At 66.6% G+C, this 18,687-nt stretch carries 18 protein-coding genes and 2 riboswitches; of the genes, 11 read left to right on the top strand and 7 right to left on the bottom strand.

The window, feature by feature from the left end; all coding sequences use genetic code 11:
- Window positions 1–125: 125 nt before the first annotated feature.
- Window positions 126–1,055, top strand: a complete 930-nt coding sequence (locus tag OVA06_RS00380; protein WP_268155467.1) for an aminodeoxychorismate lyase — start codon at window positions 126–128, stop codon at window positions 1,053–1,055.
- A gap of 60 nt (window positions 1,056–1,115) precedes the next feature.
- Window positions 1,116–1,580, top strand: coding sequence for a pyridoxamine 5'-phosphate oxidase family protein (locus OVA06_RS00375; RefSeq protein ID WP_268155465.1), 465 nt, complete (start codon window positions 1,116–1,118; stop codon window positions 1,578–1,580).
- Window positions 1,581–1,604: 24 nt separating this feature from the next.
- On the opposite strand, the gene OVA06_RS00370 is transcribed toward OVA06_RS00375, so the two are convergent.
- Window positions 1,605–2,312, bottom strand: a complete 708-nt coding sequence (locus OVA06_RS00370) for a TetR/AcrR family transcriptional regulator C-terminal domain-containing protein (RefSeq protein ID WP_268155463.1) — start codon at window positions 2,310–2,312, stop codon at window positions 1,605–1,607.
- 254 nt (window positions 2,313–2,566) lie between these two features.
- Here OVA06_RS00370 and OVA06_RS00365 point away from each other — a divergent pair, with 254 nt between their 5' ends.
- On the top strand, window positions 2,567–2,821 hold the full coding sequence (locus tag OVA06_RS00365) for a hypothetical protein (RefSeq protein ID WP_268155461.1): 255 nt from the start codon (window positions 2,567–2,569) through the stop codon (window positions 2,819–2,821).
- 130 nt (window positions 2,822–2,951) lie between these two features.
- Window positions 2,952–3,545: a GNAT family N-acetyltransferase gene (locus tag OVA06_RS00360; protein WP_268155458.1), complete on the top strand. Its 594-nt coding sequence runs from the start codon at window positions 2,952–2,954 to the stop codon at window positions 3,543–3,545.
- A gap of 36 nt (window positions 3,546–3,581) precedes the next feature.
- On the opposite strand, the gene opgC is transcribed toward OVA06_RS00360, so the two are convergent.
- A complete protein-coding gene (gene opgC, locus OVA06_RS00355; RefSeq protein WP_268155456.1) occupies window positions 3,582–6,062 on the bottom strand; it encodes an OpgC domain-containing protein in 2,481 nt (826 codons plus the stop codon).
- 239 nt (window positions 6,063–6,301) lie between these two features.
- Window positions 6,302–6,416, top strand: a riboswitch (SAM riboswitch).
- A gap of 13 nt (window positions 6,417–6,429) precedes the next feature.
- On the opposite strand from opgC, the gene OVA06_RS00350 reads away from it, so the two are divergent.
- Genes OVA06_RS00350 through OVA06_RS00340 form a run of 3 tightly spaced genes read left to right on the top strand, consistent with a single transcriptional unit; the run spans window position 6,430 to window position 8,324 of the window.
- On the top strand, window positions 6,430–6,708 hold the full coding sequence (locus OVA06_RS00350; protein ID WP_056081410.1) for a DUF1737 domain-containing protein: 279 nt from the start codon (window positions 6,430–6,432) through the stop codon (window positions 6,706–6,708).
- A complete protein-coding gene (locus OVA06_RS00345; RefSeq protein WP_056081412.1) occupies window positions 6,705–7,115 on the top strand; it encodes a rhodanese-like domain-containing protein in 411 nt (136 codons plus the stop codon). Before OVA06_RS00350 ends, OVA06_RS00345 begins: the two co-directional genes overlap by 4 nt.
- Window positions 7,116–8,324 (top strand): O-succinylhomoserine sulfhydrylase, encoded by a 1,209-nt coding sequence (locus OVA06_RS00340; protein ID WP_268155454.1) that lies wholly within the window; start codon window positions 7,116–7,118, stop codon window positions 8,322–8,324. It begins immediately after the preceding gene.
- A gap of 100 nt (window positions 8,325–8,424) precedes the next feature.
- Here the strand turns inward: OVA06_RS00340 and OVA06_RS00335 are convergent, their stop codons facing one another.
- Window positions 8,425–9,645, bottom strand: coding sequence for a glutamate--cysteine ligase 2 (locus OVA06_RS00335; protein ID WP_268155452.1), 1,221 nt, complete (start codon window positions 9,643–9,645; stop codon window positions 8,425–8,427).
- A gap of 66 nt (window positions 9,646–9,711) precedes the next feature.
- Window positions 9,712–11,235, bottom strand: a complete 1,524-nt coding sequence (locus tag OVA06_RS00330; RefSeq protein WP_268155450.1) for a UDP-N-acetylglucosamine 1-carboxyvinyltransferase — start codon at window positions 11,233–11,235, stop codon at window positions 9,712–9,714.
- Between the two features lie 180 nt (window positions 11,236–11,415).
- On the opposite strand from OVA06_RS00330, the gene OVA06_RS00325 reads away from it, so the two are divergent.
- Complete coding sequence (locus tag OVA06_RS00325) at window positions 11,416–12,264, top strand: hypothetical protein (protein ID WP_268155448.1); 849 nt, start codon at window positions 11,416–11,418, stop codon at window positions 12,262–12,264.
- Between the two features lie 4 nt (window positions 12,265–12,268).
- On the opposite strand, the gene OVA06_RS00320 is transcribed toward OVA06_RS00325, so the two are convergent.
- The 3 genes from OVA06_RS00320 to OVA06_RS00310 are packed head-to-tail and all read right to left on the bottom strand — an operon-like array spanning window position 12,269 to window position 15,242.
- Window positions 12,269–13,069 carry an energy-coupling factor transporter transmembrane component T family protein gene (locus OVA06_RS00320; RefSeq protein ID WP_268155447.1) on the bottom strand — a complete coding sequence of 267 codons (801 nt, stop codon included), beginning with the start codon at window positions 13,067–13,069 and terminating at the stop codon, window positions 12,269–12,271.
- Entirely contained in the window at window positions 13,066–14,619 is a 1,554-nt protein-coding gene (locus OVA06_RS00315) for an ABC transporter ATP-binding protein (RefSeq protein ID WP_268155446.1), read from the bottom strand. The genes OVA06_RS00320 and OVA06_RS00315 overlap by 4 nt, the downstream gene beginning before the upstream one ends.
- Window positions 14,619–15,242 (bottom strand): ECF transporter S component, encoded by a 624-nt coding sequence (locus OVA06_RS00310; RefSeq protein WP_268155444.1) that lies wholly within the window; start codon window positions 15,240–15,242, stop codon window positions 14,619–14,621. The genes OVA06_RS00315 and OVA06_RS00310 overlap by 1 nt, the downstream gene beginning before the upstream one ends.
- A gap of 67 nt (window positions 15,243–15,309) precedes the next feature.
- A riboswitch (TPP riboswitch) is annotated at window positions 15,310–15,447 on the bottom strand.
- 96 nt (window positions 15,448–15,543) lie between these two features.
- Here OVA06_RS00310 and OVA06_RS00305 point away from each other — a divergent pair.
- The 3 genes from OVA06_RS00305 (at window position 15,544) to OVA06_RS00295 (ending at window position 18,681) form a co-directional block, all read left to right on the top strand.
- Window positions 15,544–16,080, top strand: a complete 537-nt coding sequence (locus OVA06_RS00305; protein ID WP_268155441.1) for a heme-degrading domain-containing protein — start codon at window positions 15,544–15,546, stop codon at window positions 16,078–16,080.
- A gap of 98 nt (window positions 16,081–16,178) precedes the next feature.
- The gene (locus tag OVA06_RS00300) at window positions 16,179–18,359 is read left to right on the top strand and encodes a hypothetical protein (protein WP_268155439.1); all 2,181 of its coding nucleotides are present in this window, start codon (window positions 16,179–16,181) and stop codon (window positions 18,357–18,359) included.
- Window positions 18,360–18,417: 58 nt separating this feature from the next.
- On the top strand, window positions 18,418–18,681 hold the full coding sequence (locus OVA06_RS00295) for a DUF4235 domain-containing protein (protein WP_015938803.1): 264 nt from the start codon (window positions 18,418–18,420) through the stop codon (window positions 18,679–18,681).
- Window positions 18,682–18,687: the final 6 nt, after the last annotated feature.

Genomic DNA, 18,687 nt, shown 5'->3' with positions numbered 1-18,687 from the left:
GCGGTGCCGGCAAGCGAAAATGGCCACAACACGAGATAACCCCCGGAAGATGAGCTCCCGGCGGACGGGTTCCGTCCGGGCACTCCGCCCAGCTTATCCGCGCGGCACCGCACTAAGCTGGAGCCATGACCTCTCCCGCCCCCGTGGTACTCGTTTTCCTCGATCCCGCCTACCCCGACGGCCGGCCCGCCGACGCATCCCAGCCGCAGCTGATGGTCACGGACCAGGGAGCAACCCGGGGTGACGGCATCTTCGAGACAATGCTCGCCGTACATGGGTCTGTCCGGAAAATCCAGGCCCATCTGGACCGCCTCGGTGGCTCTGCGGAAGCACTGGACCTCAGCATTCCGGGGCAGGATGAGTGGCGGCGGGCCATCGCTGCCGGTATTGCCGGGCACCACGCAAAGTACCCCGCCACCACCCCGGATGACGACGAGCTGGTGGTCAAGCTGGTGGTTACCCGCGGCGTGGAGGGCGCGGCGTCCGCCACCGCCTGGGTCCAGGTCTCCCCTGCGCCGGCCGCCGGCCGCCGGCAGCGCGCAACAGGCATCGACGTCATCCTGCTTGACCGCGGTTACGACAGTACCGTTGCAGAGCGCGCACCGTGGCTGCTCATGGGTGCCAAGACGCTCTCCTACGCCGTCAACATGGCCGCCCTGCGCCATGCCCGCAAGCAGGGCGCCGACGACGTCATCTTCCTGTCCTCCGACGGTCGCGTGCTTGAGGGCCCCACCTCCACGGTGCTGCTGGCCCACGTGGAAGAGTCCGGGGACGGCACCACCGTCAAGCGCCTCATCACGCCGCAGCTGGACAGCGGCATTCTCCCCGGAACATCCCAGGGTGCCCTGTTCCACGCGGCAAAGGCAGCGGGCTGGGAACTGGGCTACGGACCCCTGGAACCGCAGGACCTGCTGGACGCCGACGCGGTCTGGCTGATCTCCAGTGTCCGCCTGCTCGCCCCCGTTAACACGATCGACGGCAAGCAGATTGGCACCCCGTCATTGCAGAAGGAACTGACGGCCGAGCTCACCGAGCTTTACGCCGGAATCGAATAGCACTGAAACAAGGGGTGAAGTCCCTTTTCCGCATCCCGCTTCGCCCGTAAGGTGTGGACCATGGACTCGCTCAAGCTGCCAATCGAAAACCTTTCCTTTGACGACTGCTGGGACCTCCTTTCAGGCGACACGCTGGGCAGGCTTGCCATCGTCGTGGACGGCCACCCCGAGGTCTTTCCGGTAAATTTTGTTGTCCACCGCCGGAGCATCGCCTTCCGCACGGCAGCTGGTTCCAAGCTGTGGGGCGCCATGATGGAACGCCCGGCGGCGCTGGAGATCGACGGGTACGCCCCCGCCACGGAGCTTGCATGGAGCGTGGTGGTACGCGGCGATACCCAGGTGATTGAGGATCAGTCCGAAATGGACGCCGTGGACGGCCTGGGGCTGGAGCCCTGGCAGCCCGGCGAAAAATCGAACTACATCCGGCTGAACGCCAAGGCCCTGACGGGCCGCCGGTTCCAGGTGAACCGGCCGGACGTCTGGAACACCCGGCTGCAGGACCGGCGGCGGGCATCGTTCGAATAGCCACTGCCGGCCGCGCAGACGCTGTCAGGAGCGGTTGGCTTTCAGGGACAGCTGGGTTTCGAGGCCACTCAGCAGGATGGTGATTCCCTGGTCGAGTTCGTTTAAGCCGTCGTATTCGGCAAGGGCCGGCGCCAGGGCCCGCAGCCGCGGGAATTCCTTCGGCGGCAGCCTGTGCAGGCCCAACCGGAGCAGCGCCTCGTTTTCTTCCGGGTCAACGATGAATTCCTGCAGTTCGTTGAGGATATGGCCGTAAAGGAATCCGTAGTAGGCGCGGTACACATGGAGGGCGTCCGAGGGCTTGAAGCCCGCTGCAATCAGCAGTGACAGGATTTGCTCCAGCGGCCTGAGGGTGCCCAGGGGACGCAGTCCGAGTGGTGTGGAGAGCGGCCTGGTGACAAGCAGCGGCACAAGGTTAGGGTGGCGCAGCGCCAGCAACCGAAGGTTGTGGGCGATGGTGCGGAGCTGTTCCTTCCAGTCAGGATCTTCCGGCTCAATACAGAGGTCATCAAGAACCAGTTCGGTCACCCCGTCCAGGAGCGCTGCACGGTTCTCTGCGTACCGGTAGAGGCTCATCGGATCGCGGCCCAGCTCCTGGCCCAGGCGGCGCATGGTCAGCGCGTCCACGCCGTCGGAATCCACGAGTTCCAAGGCTTTGGCAAGGACCGTTTCCCTGCTGAGGGGTGTTTTGCGCCGCGGCTGAGCGCCTGCTCCGCGGGTTTCGGGGGATTCCATGGTTCCATCCTTGGATCTGGAACGCCCGGACCCGGCGGCTGCCGCACCTGGTGTCGGCCGCCTTCAGCGGCCATGGGCATTGCTTCTGTTGTAGTCTACGGGTAAAGTCTACATTGTAGATAAGGCAGTTACTCCGCCTGAGAGTCCCCAATTTTCCAAGGGGTCAAGTCACACTCCATCGCCCCGTGCAGGGCGTGGAGGTTCGCCGCTATAGCCGAATGGCGACACCATGCACTTAGCGAAGGGATGCCGCCATGGCTAATTCGCAGTTCGATCTGTTCCTCCAGGAAGCCACCTACCTCGACGACTCCACAGAACATGGCCTCAACCGTGACCGCCTGTTCGGGCTCTACACCAGCTGGTGCTTCATCAACCAGCGCTCCCCGGGCGCGGAACCACAGTTCTGGTCAGCCATGAAGCACCGGATCAACCCGCGGCACAACCGCCTGCGGATGAAGGGACCGGCTGCAGCCGACTACATCGTCGCCAGCTACCCCGGACTCGTATAGAACCGAAACCAATGCTGTGGCACCACGTGTGCCACAGCATTTTTCATTTAATGCCGCGGCAACAGCATCCGCCGGGACGGCCGATCCGCCGGGCTGCAGGCAGCGGCGGACTACACGGCACAATCTAAGGATGAGCAATCCACGCCCCGCACCCGTCGCCGAGCCGGAAGAACTGCTCCACGGCGTGGGTATCCGGCTGCTCCACGGCAATGACGGGCACGCCCTCGCAGAGGCGTACCGCCGGAACCGGCTGCACCTGGCGCCGTGGGAACCCCGCCGGCCCGAGGCGTTCTACACGGCCCGGCGTCAGCGGGAGCTGATCCGGACCAAGCGTGAACAGCTGGTGCTGGGCACGGAGGTTCCCTGGGTTCTCGTCGAGGGCTTCGGTAACTCATCAGCGGCCCAGCGCATCGTCGGAACCATCACCCTCACCGGGATTGTCCGGGGACCGTTCCTCAGTGCCAACCTTGGCTACTGGGTGGACCACGGCCTCCTGGGACGGGGCGTCGGCACGGCTGCTGTCCGGTTCGCGGCCGGGTACGCGCAGAGCGAGCTTGGCCTCCACCGCATCCAGGCCGCCACCCTGCTGCACAACGCGGCGTCACGGCGAATCCTGCGCCGGGCAGGGTTCGGTGAGATCGGGGTTGCCCCGGAGTACCTGAAAATCGCCGGAACATGGCAGGACCACCTGCTGCACCAGCTCATCCTGCCGCACGGACAGTAACCCGGGCAGCCAGCCCAGGCTCCCCGAACGCCGCAGCTAGGTAGGAATGATCTTGAAAAGGAACTTCGTCCGGACCATCGCCCACAGGAGCCCCAGGACCACGGCGTAGGCCGCCGTGTTGAGCAGCACATTCTCCTGCTGCAGGGCGGGGATGTTGGCCACCACAGCGATCAGCACCACGTGCATGATGAACACGTAGAGGGTGGCGCGCCCCAGGGGGATCAGGAACCAGCCCAACACCCGCTCGATGGGTTTCCAGTACGCAGTCAGCAGCGCGTAGGCAGCCACTACCAGGATCAGCACGTTGAGCAGCCTCCCCGGCGCCAGGTAGGTGCGGGCGAAGAGTGCGTCGTACATGACCCGGTACGCCGTGTCCGGAATAAGGGCGAGGCGGACGTCGAAGCCGTTGGCCAGGTAGGGGTTGCCCCAGGACAGGAACGCGAACAGCAGTGCGACGGCGGTGCATGCCACTACCAGCCAGGTCCTGGCAGACAGCCACGCCACAATGGTCCGCCGGTGGTAGCCGGCCACGAGGCCGATGACGAACAGCACCTGCCAGACAAGCAGAGGGAACGAATCCTCGAACTGCGACGGCAAGAGCCGGAAGCGTGTGATGGAGCCGACGGCGTAGAGCCCAAGCGTTGCGGCCAGCACCCAGACGGCCTTCCCACGGCTGAGCGCGGCGAGGACCAGCGGGCTGACCAGCAGCAGCACCACGTACAGGCCCATGACGTTGAACTGCCAGGGGCCGAACTGCAGCAGGAGGACGGCAGGCAGCACCTGCGGCGGCACCGGGAACTGGAAGAGGGATTCCATCCCCGCATAGAGGTCGTAGGTACGGCCGGCCCCCTGGTGCCCGGCCCCTCCGGTCCCCTGGTCCACGAAGGTGGTGAGGGCCTCGGTCCGGAAAATGGGAAGCAAGGACACCAGGAAGACGCCAACCAGGACCACCAGCGCCGTCAGGTACAGCTTGCCGGCGCGGCGGGATGTCAGGTCCAGCACGGTGCCAAAATCCTCGCGGACGCGGGGCCCGTAGACCATGCCCACCACCAGCCCGGAGAACAACACGAACAGTTCGGCGCCGCTGACGAAGCCCACTGCCTCCTGGGTCAGCAGCTGGAACAGCGATGTCATGCCCAGGTGGTTGACCACCACGAAGACAATGGCCATGCCGCGGAGCAGGTCCACCCGGGAATCCCGTTTGGAGGGGTCGCCGTAGCCCCATGCCGTGGCGGCGTTAACCCTGCGGGGAATCTGCCACAGTGCCGCCAACAGGAGGATCAGCGCCGCTCCCACAGTCCAGGCCGCGGCGCCCGTCAGTGTGTTGGCCCGTTCATAGCTGCCGCCGGCGCCAACCTCCGTGACGGGTCCGGTCACCATTGACGAATCCTTCAGCCGGGCGTGGGCAGCCGCGGCTACGGTGGAGTTGCCGGTCAGCAACCAGCTGATGCTCGCTACACCCGTGTCCCGGGTGCTGGTCCTTTCGTCCCACACCACCATGGCGGTCTTCGGGAAGTTGGTGGACGTGGCGGCCCCCACCACCTGGTCGAACCAGCCGGCCTTGACGTCCACCTCGGAGGCGCCGCCGGCTGCGGGGCTGTAGAAGGCAGCGGTCTGCAGCATGAACGGCTTGCTGCGGCCGGCTGAATAGTCCCTGTAGAAGTTTTCCCCGCCGGAGGCGGTGAGCATCTCCTGGAGCTCGCCTGCCCGCGGCACCGTGTTCACCGCCGCCCCGCCGGCCGTATCGTCGTGGAAAGCGGTCAGGCCCACCCAGTCCACGGCGTCATCGCCGGGATAGTAGGGTTCGTAGGCGCTGTCCGCCCCGTCCCACGTTCCGTCATCGTTGGTGTCCAGCAAAGCGAAGCCCCCGCTGCCGGGAGCGGGCGCATTCCGGCTCCGGGCGAAGGGATAGTCCTTGCCAAGGTACGGCTCCCACACCATCAGCGGGCCGCCGTCGGACGTCTTGAAGGCGGCGGACACGGCACGGAAGGCGTTGCGGTACGCACCGGGCTGCTGGCCCCATTCCACCCAGCTGGCATTCATGTCCGGGGCAAAACGGATCAGCACCTGCCCGGTGAAACCCGATGTCAGCCGCCGCACTTCCCCGGCAAAGGACGCTGCGGCAGCTTCATCAATCTGGTCGAGCGGCACAGTGGGCTTCACAGTGAACATCGCATGCGAACCCTGGAGTGACGCCTGCTCCAGGAAGCCCCGGAGGTTGTTCTGCTCCGAGGGGCGGTACGGCAGGGCGAGGTCGTGGCCGTAGGCGGCGGGAGATGCTCCAAGCCGTTCGGCGAAACCGGCAGCGGAATCTTCACCCCACTCCAGCACCGCCCCCAGCAGGGGTTTTCCCTCGTCCGGGTTAAGGTCGGCGGCGCTGGCGGCGCCTGCGGACAGCACCACGGCACTCGCTGCCAGAAGCACAACGGCAAGGAATGTCCACACCCTCGACGCGCCCGCGCGGAACGATTGGACCGAAGGTTTGGTGCGTCGTCGCGCGGATGTACGCATGCTCATGGAACCCCCCGGTGCCGAAGACCTGATGGGGCAGCGGCCCCACCTGTACTTTATCGGTCGAAGCCCGCCGGGAATGCATGCAGGAAGCAGCGTAAAACCCGCCCACCTGCGGCAATGCCGCCGTCGGGCGCTGTCCGGAAAGCGCCCGGCACGCCTGTGACCCTGTGTTTCCGGTTCAGTTACGGAAGATGACGACGGCGGCGGTGCGGCTCCCGGCGGCAGGTGTTACGTTTTTGGGGAGTAATGAGTACCGGCGCCAAGCCCTGACTGGCCGGTCGGCAACCCTCCTTCCACGGCGGGGTGCCTCAGGTGAATACTCGGCATATCGACCGATTCGAGCTGCAAGCGTGAGAGAAGGAGATCCGTCATGTCTGACGCACCTGTCCCTGAAGAGAAATTGTCCTACCGCCTGATCAGCGGCCCGGACGACCGCGCCTTTTGCGAGCGGATCTCGGCTGCCCTGGCGGAAGGGTACGTGCTGCACGGCAGCCCGGCAGTGACCTTCAACGGCAGCAGCGTCATCGTAGCCCAGGCCGTGGTGCTCCCGGCAGCCATCGCCTCCGCGGACGCCGCCGTTGCCACCGCTGTGGACCACCTGGAATCCGCCACTGAAGAACCCGAATTCGACGGCGAGGGCCATGCATGAGCTACGCAGGAGACCTGACACCCCAGGAGGCCTGGGCCAAACTGGAGCAGGGCGCCATCCTGGTGGATGTCCGCACTGAGGGCGAATGGGCGCACATTGGCATCCCGGACACCAAGGCCACGGACAACGATCCCCTGTTCATCCAGTGGACGTTTCCGGGCGGCATTCCCAACCCGGAATTCATAACCGACCTTGAGCAGCAGGGCCCGGAGAACCGCGGCACCGAACTGCTGTTCCTGTGCCGCTCCGGGCAGCGCTCCATCGCGGCGGCCACAGCGGCAACCCGGGCGGGCTTCATCTCCTACAACGTCCTGGAAGGCTTCGAAGGCGAACCGGACCGTTACGGCGAACGTACCGTCAACGGCTGGAAGAACCGCGGCCTGCCCACCAACCTCGGAAAGAACTAAGTGACCTTCAACGAAGATGCCGCCGGCTGGAGCCCTGACACCCAGGCCGTCCGCGGCGGACTGGACCGCACCAACTTCCAGGAAACGTCCGAGGCGATTTTCCTCAACTCCGGGTTCGTGTACGAGTCCGCCGCCGCTGCCGAACGCGCCTTCACCGGCGAAGACGAACGCTTCGTCTACTCCCGCTACGGCAACCCCTCGGTGGCCACGTTCCAGGAACGCCTCCGCCTGCTGGAGGGCACCGAGGCATGCTTTGCGACGGCGTCCGGCATGTCCGCCGTCTTCACGGCCCTCGGCGCGTTGCTGGCTGCCGGGGACCGGGTAGTGGCTGCCCGCTCGCTGTTCGGCTCCTGCTTCGTGATCCTCAACGAAATCCTGCCGCGGTGGGGCGTGGAGACCGTCTTCGTCGACGGCCCTGACCTGGACCAGTGGCGGTCCGCCCTGTCAGAGCCCACCACCGCTGTCTTCTTCGAGTCTCCTTCCAATCCCATGCAGGAAATCGTGGACATCGCGGCGGTCAGCGAACTTGCGCACGCGGCGGGTGCCACGGTGGTGGTGGACAACGTCTTCGCCACTCCGCTGCTGCAGCGCTGCGGCCAGCTGGGGGCGGACGTGATTGTGTACTCCGGCACCAAACACATCGATGGCCAGGGCCGGGTGCTGGGCGGGGCCATCCTGGGTACCAAGGAATTCATTGACGGTCCCGTGAAGCAACTGATGCGCCATACCGGGCCCGCCCTGTCCGCGTTCAACGCCTGGGTGCTCACCAAGGGCCTGGAGACCATGGGACTGCGCGTCAACCACTCCTCGGCCACGGCGCTGCGGCTCGCGGAATGGTTGGAGCAGCAGCCCGCCGTCAGCTGGGTGAAGTATCCGCTCCTGAAGTCCCACCCGCAGTACGGGCTCGCGGCCAAGCAGATGAAGGCCGGCGGCACGGTACTCACCCTTGAGCTGGCACCGTCGGGCGGCCGCTCCGGCAAGGAGGCCGCCTTCGCACTCCTGGACGCGCTGCGGGTCATCGACATCTCCAACAACCTGGGCGATTCCAAGTCCCTCATCACGCACCCGGCCACCACCACGCACCGGGCCATGGGTCCGGAGGGCAGGGCTGCGATTGGCCTGACCGACGGGGTTGTGCGCCTGTCCGTGGGGCTTGAGGACGCCGAGGACCTCATCGGCGACCTGGAACAGGCCCTCAAACAGATCTAGCCTGTTTCCGCGGCGGCGACGCTGGTCCGGACACGGATGGCGTCGCCGGCGGTGTGCCCAGCCTTGATGCCAGTGGGGGCAGGCTTTCCGGCAGAGCGGGTTAGGACTGCCGCACCCGCAGCAACTCAGGCGCCGTATTCGCCTCCGAAACCTTGAGGGTATCCCGCATGGTCACGTTGACAGCGTGCTTCACCACCGCACCGAAGCCGAAGTCCCCGGGCTGGCCTGCCAGTGCCTTTTCCCGCACCTGGCGCTGCTCAGCCGAGCCCGTGCCGCGGGCAATGACGTCCTCCACGCCTTGCCGGGCCAGTGTCAGCTCACCGTGTTCGTCCAGCACCGGGGCGAGGTAATCCACCAGCGACCGGACCACATCGGCGGCGCGTGCCGGACGGAAGTTGCCAAAGTCCAGCAGCTCGCCCGTGAGCCCGGAGTTGCTGGCCTGCCATGATGCCATCCGCAGCAGGACCGTGGGGACCGGAGCCGAGTCCACGCCGTCGCGCCACTCCCTGCTGGCCGACTCCACCAGCGCCCGCACCAGGCAGGCGATCAGTGCGGCGTCGTCGGCGCGCAGGCAGACGTCCGCTACCCGGACCTCAACCGTGGGGTGGTTCCGCGAGAGCCTCGCGTCAAAATACAACATGCCTTCGTCCAGCATCACGCCGCTGTCCAGGAGCCGCGTCACCACCCGGCGGTACGCAGGATAGGTACCGTAGACGGCCGCTGGTCCGGACGTCGGCCAACGGTTCCAAGCCTGGGTCCGGTAGCTTTCGAAGCCGGTGGGCAGCCCGTTCCAGAAAGGCGAGTTGGCACTGAGCGCCGTCAATACCGCGAGTTTGTCCCTGATCCGGTCCAGCACCGCCACGCCCTCATCCGGTGACTCGATGTAGGTGTGGACGTGGAAGCCGCAGGTCAGCTGTTCCTGGGCGGTGAGCCCGAAACGCTCCAGCATCCGGGCGTACCGGGGGTCAGGGGTGGTGTGGCTGGTGGATCCCAGCGGTGAGGTTGCGAGCGCCGCGACCCTGGCATGGTTCTTCTGCGCCGCCTGGTCGGCGAGGGACCGGCCGGCACGGATCTGGTCCAGCAGCGTTCCGTAGTCCAGGCACGGGCGGGTCTGCGTCTCAATCTGCTCAAGCTTCAGCTCGGCAGTCAGGCTCATCGCGTCGCCGTCCGTGTTGTCCTTCGCGGCAGGCGCCTGCGGAGGCTGCGGCAAATCGTCTGCTGCCACGTGCCGCCCGGACAGAAGCGCGTCAGCGAGGGCGAGCGGTTCGCCGGACTCCGGATCAACAATCAGGAGCTCTTCCTCAACGCCGAAGGTACGCATAGTCACATTCTGCGGCAGGGACGGGACATTTGAAGTGCCCCGCCCCTTCATGACGAAGAGTGAATGTCAGCCCTGGAAGTACTCGATCCTGGCGCCGATGGTGTTCAGCCGCTCGGCCAGGTCCTCGTACCCGCGCTCGATCACGTAGATGTTGCGCAGCTCGGACACGCCGCGTGCCGCAAGCATGGCCAGCAGCAGGCACGCGGCCGGACGCAGCGCCGGCGGGCATCCCACTTCAGCGGCGCGCCACTTGGTGGGGCCGTTGATGTAGATCCGGTGGGGATCGAGAAGCTGGACCTGCGCGCCGAGCCGGTTCAGCTCCGTCAGGTAGATGGCGCGGTTCTCGTACACCCAGTCGTGGATCATCGTCTGGCCGGTGGCGTTGGCTGCGATCACCGCGAAGAACGGCAGGTTGTCGATGTTGAGGCCGGGGAACGGCATGGGGTGGATCTTGTCCTCCGGGGCCTTCAGCTCCGAGGGCTTGGTGGTCACGTCCACCAGCCGGGTCCGGCCGTTCCGTGCCATGTATTCACCGGAGATTTCCAGCTGCTGGCCCATCTGCCCCAGCGTGGCCAGCTCGATCTCCATGAACTCGATGGGCACGCGGCGCACCGTGACCTCGGAGTTCGTCACGATGCCCGCGGTAATCAGGCTCATGGCCTCGATGGGGTCCTCGGACGGGAAGTACTCGATATCGGCGTTGATGACGGGCTTGCCGGTGATCCTCAGGGTGGTGGTGCCCACGCCTTCAATGGTGACGCCCAGCATCTGCAGGTAGAAGCAGAGGTCCTGCACCATGTAATTGGGGCTGGCGTTCCGGATGACGGTGGTGCCCTCACGGTGGGTGGCCGCCATGATGGCGTTTTCCGTGACGGTATCGCCGCGCTCGGTGAGGACGAAGGAGCGGTCCCGCGAATCCGCCGTCGGGGCCTGGACAGCGTAGAAACCGGCCGTGGCTTCGACGGACAGGCCAAACTGGCGCAGCGCCTGCATGTGCGGCTCGACGGTGCGGGTGCCGAGGTCGCAGCCTCCCGCATAGGGCAGCCTGTACTCGGCGGACTCGTCCAGCAGGGGACCCAACAGCATAATGACGCTGCGGGTGCGGCGGGCAGCCTCCACATCCATCGAGTCGAGGTCCAGGACAGCGGGCCGGCGCAGGCGGAGGTCGGTGGCGTTGAGCCAGGTGCATTCCACACCGATGCTGGTCAGCACCTCCACGATGCGGTTGACCTCTTCAATCCGGGCCAGGCGGCGCAGGACGGTGGTGCCGCGGTTGATGAGGCTGGCGCACAGGAGCGCAACGCCGGCGTTCTTGCTGCTGTTGACATCAACCGAACCGGACAGGGTGCGCCCGCCTTCCACGCGAAGGTGGGTCATCTGCGGTTTACCCACGTTGACGATGCTCCGGTCGAAGATGGTCTCGAGGCGCTGGATCATTTTCAGGCTCAGGTTCTGTTTACCCTGCTCCATCCGGGCTACCGCGCTCTGGCTGGTTCCCAGCTCGGCGGCCAGCTGGCCCTGGGTCCAGCCTTTTTCGCTCCGGGCGTTCCTGAGCATGACGGCGACGTGTTCAGCGGTTTCCTGGGTCATGCAGCGAATATATCATCTATGAGTTTTTGATGGCGAATTTTGCAGGTTACAGCTCCATCAAGGTCCGTCTTTATCTTTTCTATGCGATAGAGCTGGGCTGCGGCGTTGCGCCTTGTCCTCTCCGTGATACCGCGGGAGACTGGAATATAAATTTCTTCAAGCGATAAAACGGAGCCCCACATGCCCCGGACTCGAGCCCACCTGCCAGTGTTCAGGCTGGCATGGCTGCTGGTGGCAGCAGTACTTTTCACCTGCGCCGGGCCCGCGTGGGCTGATCCCACTGATCCCCCGGCAGTGCCGCAAGGTGGAAGCGGGAGCCAGTCCCTCCTCGGCAACGACGTTTCGTGGCCGCAGTGCGGCGCCGAGCTGCCGCGAGACCAGGCGTTCGCCATCGTGGGCGTCAATAACGGTTTGGCCAACAACACCAATCCGTGCCTGCAGGAACAGCTCGAATGGGCCGAATCGTCATCCGGGGCAGTCGACTCGCAGCCCAAGGCGCAGCTCTACATCAATACTGCCAATCCCGGACGGGCCGGTTCCTGGTGGCCGGTCAGCGACGAATACCCCACCGGCTCGAAGGTGCACAACCCGTACGGTTCCTGCAAGGCCGGGGACTACGGCACGGCCTGCGCTTACATGTACGGCTACGCCAAGGCCTTTGACGCAGCCTACGTCCGTGGAGTGACCGACCCCGCGGACTACGTCTGGTGGCTGGATGTGGAAACCGAAAACACCTGGTCCAGCAGCAAGGACGCCAACCGCACCGTCCTGGAAGGCATGACGGATTTCTTCCACAGCATCGACGCAGCTGGTGTGGGTATCTACTCCACCGGCCAGCAGTGGCACAGGATCGTGGGGAACGTCAGCAGTTCCAGCAACCTCTACCCCTTGCCCAGCTGGCTGGCGGGATCCCGCAATGCAGCTTCAGCAGCCACCGCGTGTTCAAAGTCCCCGCTGACGGGCGGCGGGAAAGTGGTGCTGACGCAGTTCATCCACTCCGGGCTGGATTACAACCACGCCTGCAGCTAGCAGGTCAGTTCCCGGCCCACACCATGTTCCAGGTACCGGCTGACACTGCCGCCGTGACGGCCAGGCCGGCCATTGCCAGGCCGCCCGCCAGGACCCAGGCATCCAACAGCGTGTAGGTGGATTCACGGGCCCACGTTCGTGGCCCGCCGCCGAACCCGCGCGCTTCCATGGTGACCGCAAGCCGTGACGCACGCCTGATCGCCTGGACCAGCAGCCCGAAGCTCTGCCCCAGGGTGGCCTTCAGCCGCTGCAAAACGCTGCCGCGGGAGCCAACCCCCCGGGCCCGCCGCGCCATTCCGATGGTCTGCCATTCCTCGGCCATCAGCCCCACGAGGCGCATCGCGGCCAGGGTGCCCAGGACAAACCGGTGCGGCAGCCGGGCCTTCTGCGCCAGCGCATCAGCGAGGTCGGTGGGGTCCGTGCAGCTCACCAGGAGTATTGCGGGCAACGCGATGGCCAGGCCGCGCAGCAGGAAGCCCACGCCAGTCTCCAGCGAGCCTTCGCTCATGGTCCAGATGCCGGCGTCGATCAGTGTCCGGCCGCTGTCCGGCGCCAGGATGGAGGTGCTCCACCCGCCCACGGCGGCTGCGAGGATCAGCGGCCAGCCGCGCTGCCACAGCAGCGCCAGCGTGAGCCCGGCGAGCGGAAACAGCAGCAGTTCGAAGAACAGTGCCACGGACGCGGACACCCAGTCGATGGACAGTGCCAGGACCACGGTGATGAGCACGACGGCGGCCAGCTTGCTCAGCGGGTTGGCGCCGGCCAGGAGCGCAGCGTTTCCGCGAAGGTTCAGTTCCTGCCTCATGTCGCCACCGCTTCCGCCGCTGCAAGTTTGAGTTCCGTGCCGCCGAGGGCCGCGGTGAACTCGGCGTCATGGGTCACGGACACCACTGCCGTTCCGGCGTCCAGGAGTTCAGAGAGGAACGATGCCAGCTCGGCCCAGGTATTGGCATCCTGGCCGAACGTGGGCTCGTCCAGGACCAGTACCTGCGGGCTTGCCGCAAGGACCGTGGCCACGGAAAGCCGCCGCTTCTCGCCGCCGGACAGGGTGTAGGGGTTGGCGTCCACCAGGTGGGTGAGCCGCAGCCGTTCCAGCAGCTCATCAACCCTGTCTTCACCGTGCCCCAGGTGCCTGGGACCGAAGAGCAGTTCGTCCAGGACCTTGCCGGTGACGAACTGGTGCTCCGGTTCCTGGAAGACCGTGCCGATCCGCTCAATCAGCTGTTCCGCTTTCCACTGGTACGGAGTGATTCCGGCGCCGCGGCTGAGGTCCGTCGTCGCGGATACCGTCCCGTTGACCGGTTCGAGGAGTCCGGCAAGGGTCAGCGCGAAGGTTGATTTCCCTGCGCCGTTGGGTCCGGTGACAGCGAGCGCCTGCCCGGCGCGGACCTGGGCAATAATGCCTTCCTGCACCGGCACCGGCGGGACTTTCCGAAGGCCCATTCGGCGCGGGCGTTGCCGGGAGACGCCCAGGTTTTCGGCGGCCAGGAGGAGTCCTCCGGCCCCGGGTGCCTGTTCCGCCGCCCGCCCGCGGGTGGACGGAACATACCCGGGAACCCACACGCCGGCGGCCATCAGCATGGTCCGCGCTTCGGCCAGCACACGGTCCGGCGGGCCGTCAAGGAGCACCGCGGGGTTGGCGCCACTACCGGGCTGCAGCACAACGATCCTGTCCACGAGGTCCTTCCACACGGACACCCGGTGCTCCACCACCACCAGCGTGGCGCCGGTCTTGTCCAGGCAGCGGGCCACGGCGTCCCGGACTTCGAGCACGCCGGCCGGGTCCAGGTTGGCGGTGGGTTCATCCAGCAGGATCAGCCCGGGGCGCATCGCGAGGATGCCGGCAAGCGCCAGGCGCTGTTTCTGCCCGCCGGACAGAGCCGACGTCGGGTGGTCCAGCGGCAGGTGGGACAGGCCGACGTCGGCCAGCGCCTCATGCACGCGCGGCCAGATGGCGTCGCGGGGCACGGCAAGGTTTTCGGCGCCGAAGGCGACGTCGTCGCCTACCCGGGAAAGGACCACCTGGGTCTCGGGGTCCTGCTGCATGAGGCCCGCGCGGCCCCGCTGGCCGCGGGGCGGGCCGCCGTCGACCAGCAACGAACCGGTCTCGTCGGACTCACCTGCCTCGCCGTCGTCGTCCTCATCGCCCAGCACCCCGGCGAGCGCATGGAGGAGCGTCGATTTTCCTGCCCCGGACGGGCCAAGCAGGAGTACGCGCTCACCCGGGCTGATGTCGAGGTCGAGGGCGTGGACGGCCGGTGTGGTGCGGCCCGCGTGCCGCCAGCCCCAGCCGCGGGCGGTGACCGTCGCTGGCCGCACCGTTCGGGGCGCGGCGGCGTGGGAAGGTGCCGGCATCAGGAGAAAACGGGCTCCGTAGCGGCCTTCCGGGATGCAAAGGAGCTCAGCACGCCGGTCCGGGCAAGGCCGCGGGTGGCGATCCAGGCGAGCGCGCCGGCGATGATGGCCCCGGAAATAACCGTGAAGGCGATGTACGCGAGCTTGTCACCGCCCGGGTAGGCGATGTTCCAGCCCCACGGCGCGAAGGAATCGTTCAGGCCGCAGAAGAGGCCAGCCGCGGCACCGGCCAGGAGGGAGACCGGGAGGTTGAATTTCCGGTAGACGAAGATGGCGAAGATGATCTCGGCACCCAGGCCCTGGACGAACCCGGAGAACAGCACGGAGGCGCCGTACTGGGAGCCCATGAGCAACTCGCCGGTGGCGGCGACCGTCTCGCAGAACAGGGCAGCTCCGGGCTTGCGGATGATGAGCATGCCCAGGACCGCCGGGATCATCCAGCCGCCGGCCAACAGGCCGGTGAGGGGCGGGTAGGCCGCGTTCATCGGCGCGGAAATCGTGGCGGTTCCCTGGGACCAGGCCCAGAAGATGACGCCGCCGGCGATGGCGATCAGGGCCGCCACCACAATGTCCACGACGCGCCAGGACCTGCTGGCGGGCTTTTTGATTGCTGAAGTAGTCATGTGATCCTCCTGGAAAACAGGAGGGGAAAGTGGACGCGGGTGCCGGCTGCTGCCGCCATTCTCCGCGCACTTCGAGAACTCGACTCCCTTGCGCCGGTACTAACCGGATCAGGTTCGAGGGTCTGCGGCTGTCCGCACTCTCAGCGCCCGCCTGCGTTTCCCGGCTGATGCCGGGGCCGACGGCGGCGCTCCCCTGTCGTTAATGTGTTGTTGATGATGCTGTGGATGTGTTGCGTTTGAATTTTTCGCGCCCTTCCGGGCGTGCTCAAGTTTACACCTGGAGGGCGGTAGATTGTGGGCCATGACTGCCAACCCGCCAGATGTGACTGCCTACGATCCCGACTCCACCGACGCCCAGCCGGAGGGCTCGCTCCAGGCCCTGATCAGCCGGATTGAGGCGGAGATCCGGGAATTGCAGTTCCCCGGCTTTTCGCCCGATGACGCCCTTAACCTTGGCCTGCTCCTGGTGGAACTCGGCAAGGAGCGGAATCTTCCCATCGCCATCGACATCACCAAGGGCGAGCAGGTCCTCTTCCACGTTGCGCTCCCCGGAGCCACCCCGGACAACGAACACTGGGTCCGCGCGAAGCAGCGTACGGCCGCCCGCTACGAGGTGCCGTCCTTGCTGGTGGGCCTGCGCGGCAGGGCCCGTGGCGGCCGGATCGAGGACAATACGTGGTTCGACCAGTCCCGCTACGCCGCCCACGGCGGTGCATTCCCGGTCTACGTCGCGGGCGTAGGCGCGGTTGCCACGGTGACCGTGTCCGGACTCCCCCAGGTAGCGGACCACGACCTTGTGGTGGAAGCGATGCGCGGGGTGCTCGGGCAGGCTGGTTGACACTGCCCGGCGTTCTTACAAGGATTGGGCGGGAAAGCGTTTTCTGAGCTGCCTGCTGCCGGACCTGGCCCAGGCATGAGCCAAGGAGTGCGTGCAACGTGCACAGCCAGCAGACCGTGATCAACCGCGAAGCGCTGGTACGGCGCCACAACGTGGAACAGGACAGCCTCGATCCGCGGAGCCCCGCCTCGGTGGGCAACGGTGAGTTCTGCTTCACCATGGACCTGACCGGCATGCAGACCCTTCCCGGGGAATACCCGGTAGCTGCCCGCGACGACCTGCCGCCCGGCACCCTGCTGGGCACGCAGGCACAGTGGGGCTGGCACGCCATCCCGCCGGAACAGGAGTACACCCTTGCCGGTTCCACAGTCCCCTACGATTCACCGCGCGGCCCGGTCCCCTACGTGGACATGGTGGGCGCCATCGTGGATGGCCGCGAAACCCAGTCATCGCGGGCGGAAACCTGGCTCCGCGCCAACCCCCACCGGCTGGACCTGGGCCGGATCGGCTTGGCGCTCCCGGGCAGGGACGCCCCTGCGCTCACCGGGAACGACATCACCGGCGCGCACCAGGTCCTGGACCTCTGGACGGGCACAGCCACCAGCATCTTCACCCTGCACGGCAGTCCGGTCAATGTCACCACGGCCTGCCGCCCGGACAGGGACGAGCTGGGCTTCCGCATCCTCTCTCCCGCCCTCGCGGACGGCCTCGCCGTATCCCTGGCCTTCCCCTACGGTTCCGAAGCCTGGCATAACGCAGCCGACTGGAACAGCCCCGCCGCACACACCACCACCGTTGAGGAACGGCACGCCGGCGGCCCCAACCGGCGCTGGCTGATTTCGCGCCGCCTGGACAGTTCCGGATACCAGGTGGCCGTCAGCGGCGCGGGGCTGGAACTCGAACAGGCCGGCCCGCACGAAGTGCTCATCCGGGCCGCGGCGGGGCAGGACAGCCTCGATTTCAGCGTGCACTTCATCAGCGCGGGGCGGGGTGACTGTCTTCCCCGCGGCAGCGGCGGCATCGGCGGGCTTTCGGCGCCGGCATCGGGCCCGGCCCCGGAACTGGCATCGGCACCGGGGAGTGCCGCCATTGCCGCGTCCCGCACGGCGTGGCCGGAATTCTGGAAGTCAGGCGGCGCCGTCGACCTCTCCGGAACAGCCGATCCGCGGGCCGGCGAGATCGAACGCCGGGCGGTGCTCTCCCAGTACCTCACGGCCATCAACTGCTCCGGGTCGCTGCCGCCGCAGGAGACGGGGCTGGTCTGCAATTCGTGGCGCGGCCGCTTCCACCTCGAGATGCACTGGTGGCATGCCGCCCACTTCGCCATGTGGAACCGGACGGAGCTCCTGCTGCCCGCACTCCGCTGGTACGCGTCCGTCCTGGAACCTGCCCGGCAGACAGCCAAAGCCCAGGGGTTCGACGGCGTCCGCTGGCCCAAGCAGGTGGGTCCGGACGGGCGGGAAAGTCCCAGCCCCATCGGCACCTTCCTGGTCTGGCAGCAGCCGCACCCCATCCATCTGGCGGAACTGGCCTACCGGGCCGAACCATCACAGGAGCTCCTCGAGGAATTCGCCACGGTGGTCTTCGAAACGGCAGTATTCATGGCCGCATTCGCACACCCAACGGACCGGGGTTTTGAACTGGGCCCGCCCCTGGTGCCGGCGCAGGAGAGCTACGAGTCGGTGCGCGGGACGGTCACCAACCCCACGTTCGAACTTGCCTACTGGCAGTGGGCCCTCCGGGTGGCGAATGTGTGGCGGGAGCGGCTGGGCCTGGCTGCCGAGCGCACCTGGGCGGCGGTAGCGGACGGCATGGTCCCACCCAGGGTGGTGGACGGAGTGTACGCGGCGATCGACGTCGAGCCCTTCACCATCCGCACGGACCACCCCTCGATGCTGTGCGGCCTCGGGGTGCTGCCCCGGACAGACCTGGTGGACCCGGAAATAATGCGGGCCACGCTTGATGACGTACTGGCCGGCTGGGACTGGGACAGCACCTGGGGCTGGGACTACCCCGTGATGGCCATGACGGCCGCCCGGCTGGAAGACCCTGAGGCCGCCGTGGATGCGCTGTTGATGGACGCGGCGAAGAACCTGGTCCTGCCCAACGGGCACAACCGGCAGACGGAATCGCTCCCGCTGTACCTGCCCGGCAACGGCGGGCTGTTGGCCGCGGTGGCACTCATGGCCGCGGGGTGGGATGGCGGCCCGGCACGGCATGCTCCCGGCTTCCCGCCGGACTGGACAGTGGCATGGGAAGGGCTCCTCCCCGCGCCGTAGGAACTTAGCCAGTAGGGTGGGGTGCAGACCGTTTTACCGCCCGCAAGGAGTACTAGGAATGAACCTTCTCATCAAGCTGCTCGGCACCGGCGTAAGCCTGGGTGCAGGATTTGCCGGCACCAAGCTGGTCAACACCATCTGGGAAAAGACCACCGGCAACAAGCCGCCCACCGGCAAGGGCGAGGACGTCCCCACCAGCCTTCGCTCGGCCCTGACGTTCGCGCTGATCTCTGCGTTCGTCAGCACCATCATCCAGGTCCTGGCCAACCGCGGCACGCAGCGCGCCATCACCCGCTTCGCCAAGACACAGGACATCGTCTAAACACCC

Source organism: Pseudarthrobacter sp. SL88 (assembly GCF_026672455.1).
GTDB lineage: Bacteria > Actinomycetota > Actinomycetes > Actinomycetales > Micrococcaceae > Arthrobacter.
This window is presented reverse-complemented; position numbering and strand designations above follow the sequence as displayed.

Excerpts from the sequence above, each read along its gene's own strand:
- OVA06_RS00295 (WP_015938803.1), top strand. The coding sequence starts at position 18,418 with ATGAACCTTCTCATCAAGCTGCTCGGCACCGGCGTAAGCCTGGGTGCA.
- OVA06_RS00330 (WP_268155450.1), bottom strand. The coding sequence starts at position 11,235 with ATGACCCAGGAAACCGCTGAACACGTCGCCGTCATGCTCAGGAACGCC.
- OVA06_RS00310 (WP_268155444.1), bottom strand. The coding sequence starts at position 15,242 with ATGACTACTTCAGCAATCAAAAAGCCCGCCAGCAGGTCCTGGCGCGTC.
- OVA06_RS00375 (WP_268155465.1), top strand. The coding sequence starts at position 1,116 with ATGGACTCGCTCAAGCTGCCAATCGAAAACCTTTCCTTTGACGACTGC.
- OVA06_RS00345 (WP_056081412.1), top strand. The coding sequence starts at position 6,705 with ATGAGCTACGCAGGAGACCTGACACCCCAGGAGGCCTGGGCCAAACTG.
- OVA06_RS00370 (WP_268155463.1), bottom strand. The coding sequence starts at position 2,312 with ATGGAATCCCCCGAAACCCGCGGAGCAGGCGCTCAGCCGCGGCGCAAA.
- OVA06_RS00350 (WP_056081410.1), top strand. The coding sequence starts at position 6,430 with ATGTCTGACGCACCTGTCCCTGAAGAGAAATTGTCCTACCGCCTGATC.
- OVA06_RS00315 (WP_268155446.1), bottom strand. The coding sequence starts at position 14,619 with ATGCCGGCACCTTCCCACGCCGCCGCGCCCCGAACGGTGCGGCCAGCG.
- opgC (WP_268155456.1), bottom strand. The coding sequence starts at position 6,062 with ATGAGCATGCGTACATCCGCGCGACGACGCACCAAACCTTCGGTCCAA.
- OVA06_RS00320 (WP_268155447.1), bottom strand. The coding sequence starts at position 13,069 with ATGAGGCAGGAACTGAACCTTCGCGGAAACGCTGCGCTCCTGGCCGGC.
- OVA06_RS00360 (WP_268155458.1), top strand. The coding sequence starts at position 2,952 with ATGAGCAATCCACGCCCCGCACCCGTCGCCGAGCCGGAAGAACTGCTC.
- OVA06_RS00335 (WP_268155452.1), bottom strand. The coding sequence starts at position 9,645 with ATGCGTACCTTCGGCGTTGAGGAAGAGCTCCTGATTGTTGATCCGGAG.
- OVA06_RS00305 (WP_268155441.1), top strand. The coding sequence starts at position 15,544 with ATGACTGCCAACCCGCCAGATGTGACTGCCTACGATCCCGACTCCACC.
- OVA06_RS00325 (WP_268155448.1), top strand. The coding sequence starts at position 11,416 with ATGCCCCGGACTCGAGCCCACCTGCCAGTGTTCAGGCTGGCATGGCTG.
- OVA06_RS00365 (WP_268155461.1), top strand. The coding sequence starts at position 2,567 with ATGGCTAATTCGCAGTTCGATCTGTTCCTCCAGGAAGCCACCTACCTC.
- OVA06_RS00380 (WP_268155467.1), top strand. The coding sequence starts at position 126 with ATGACCTCTCCCGCCCCCGTGGTACTCGTTTTCCTCGATCCCGCCTAC.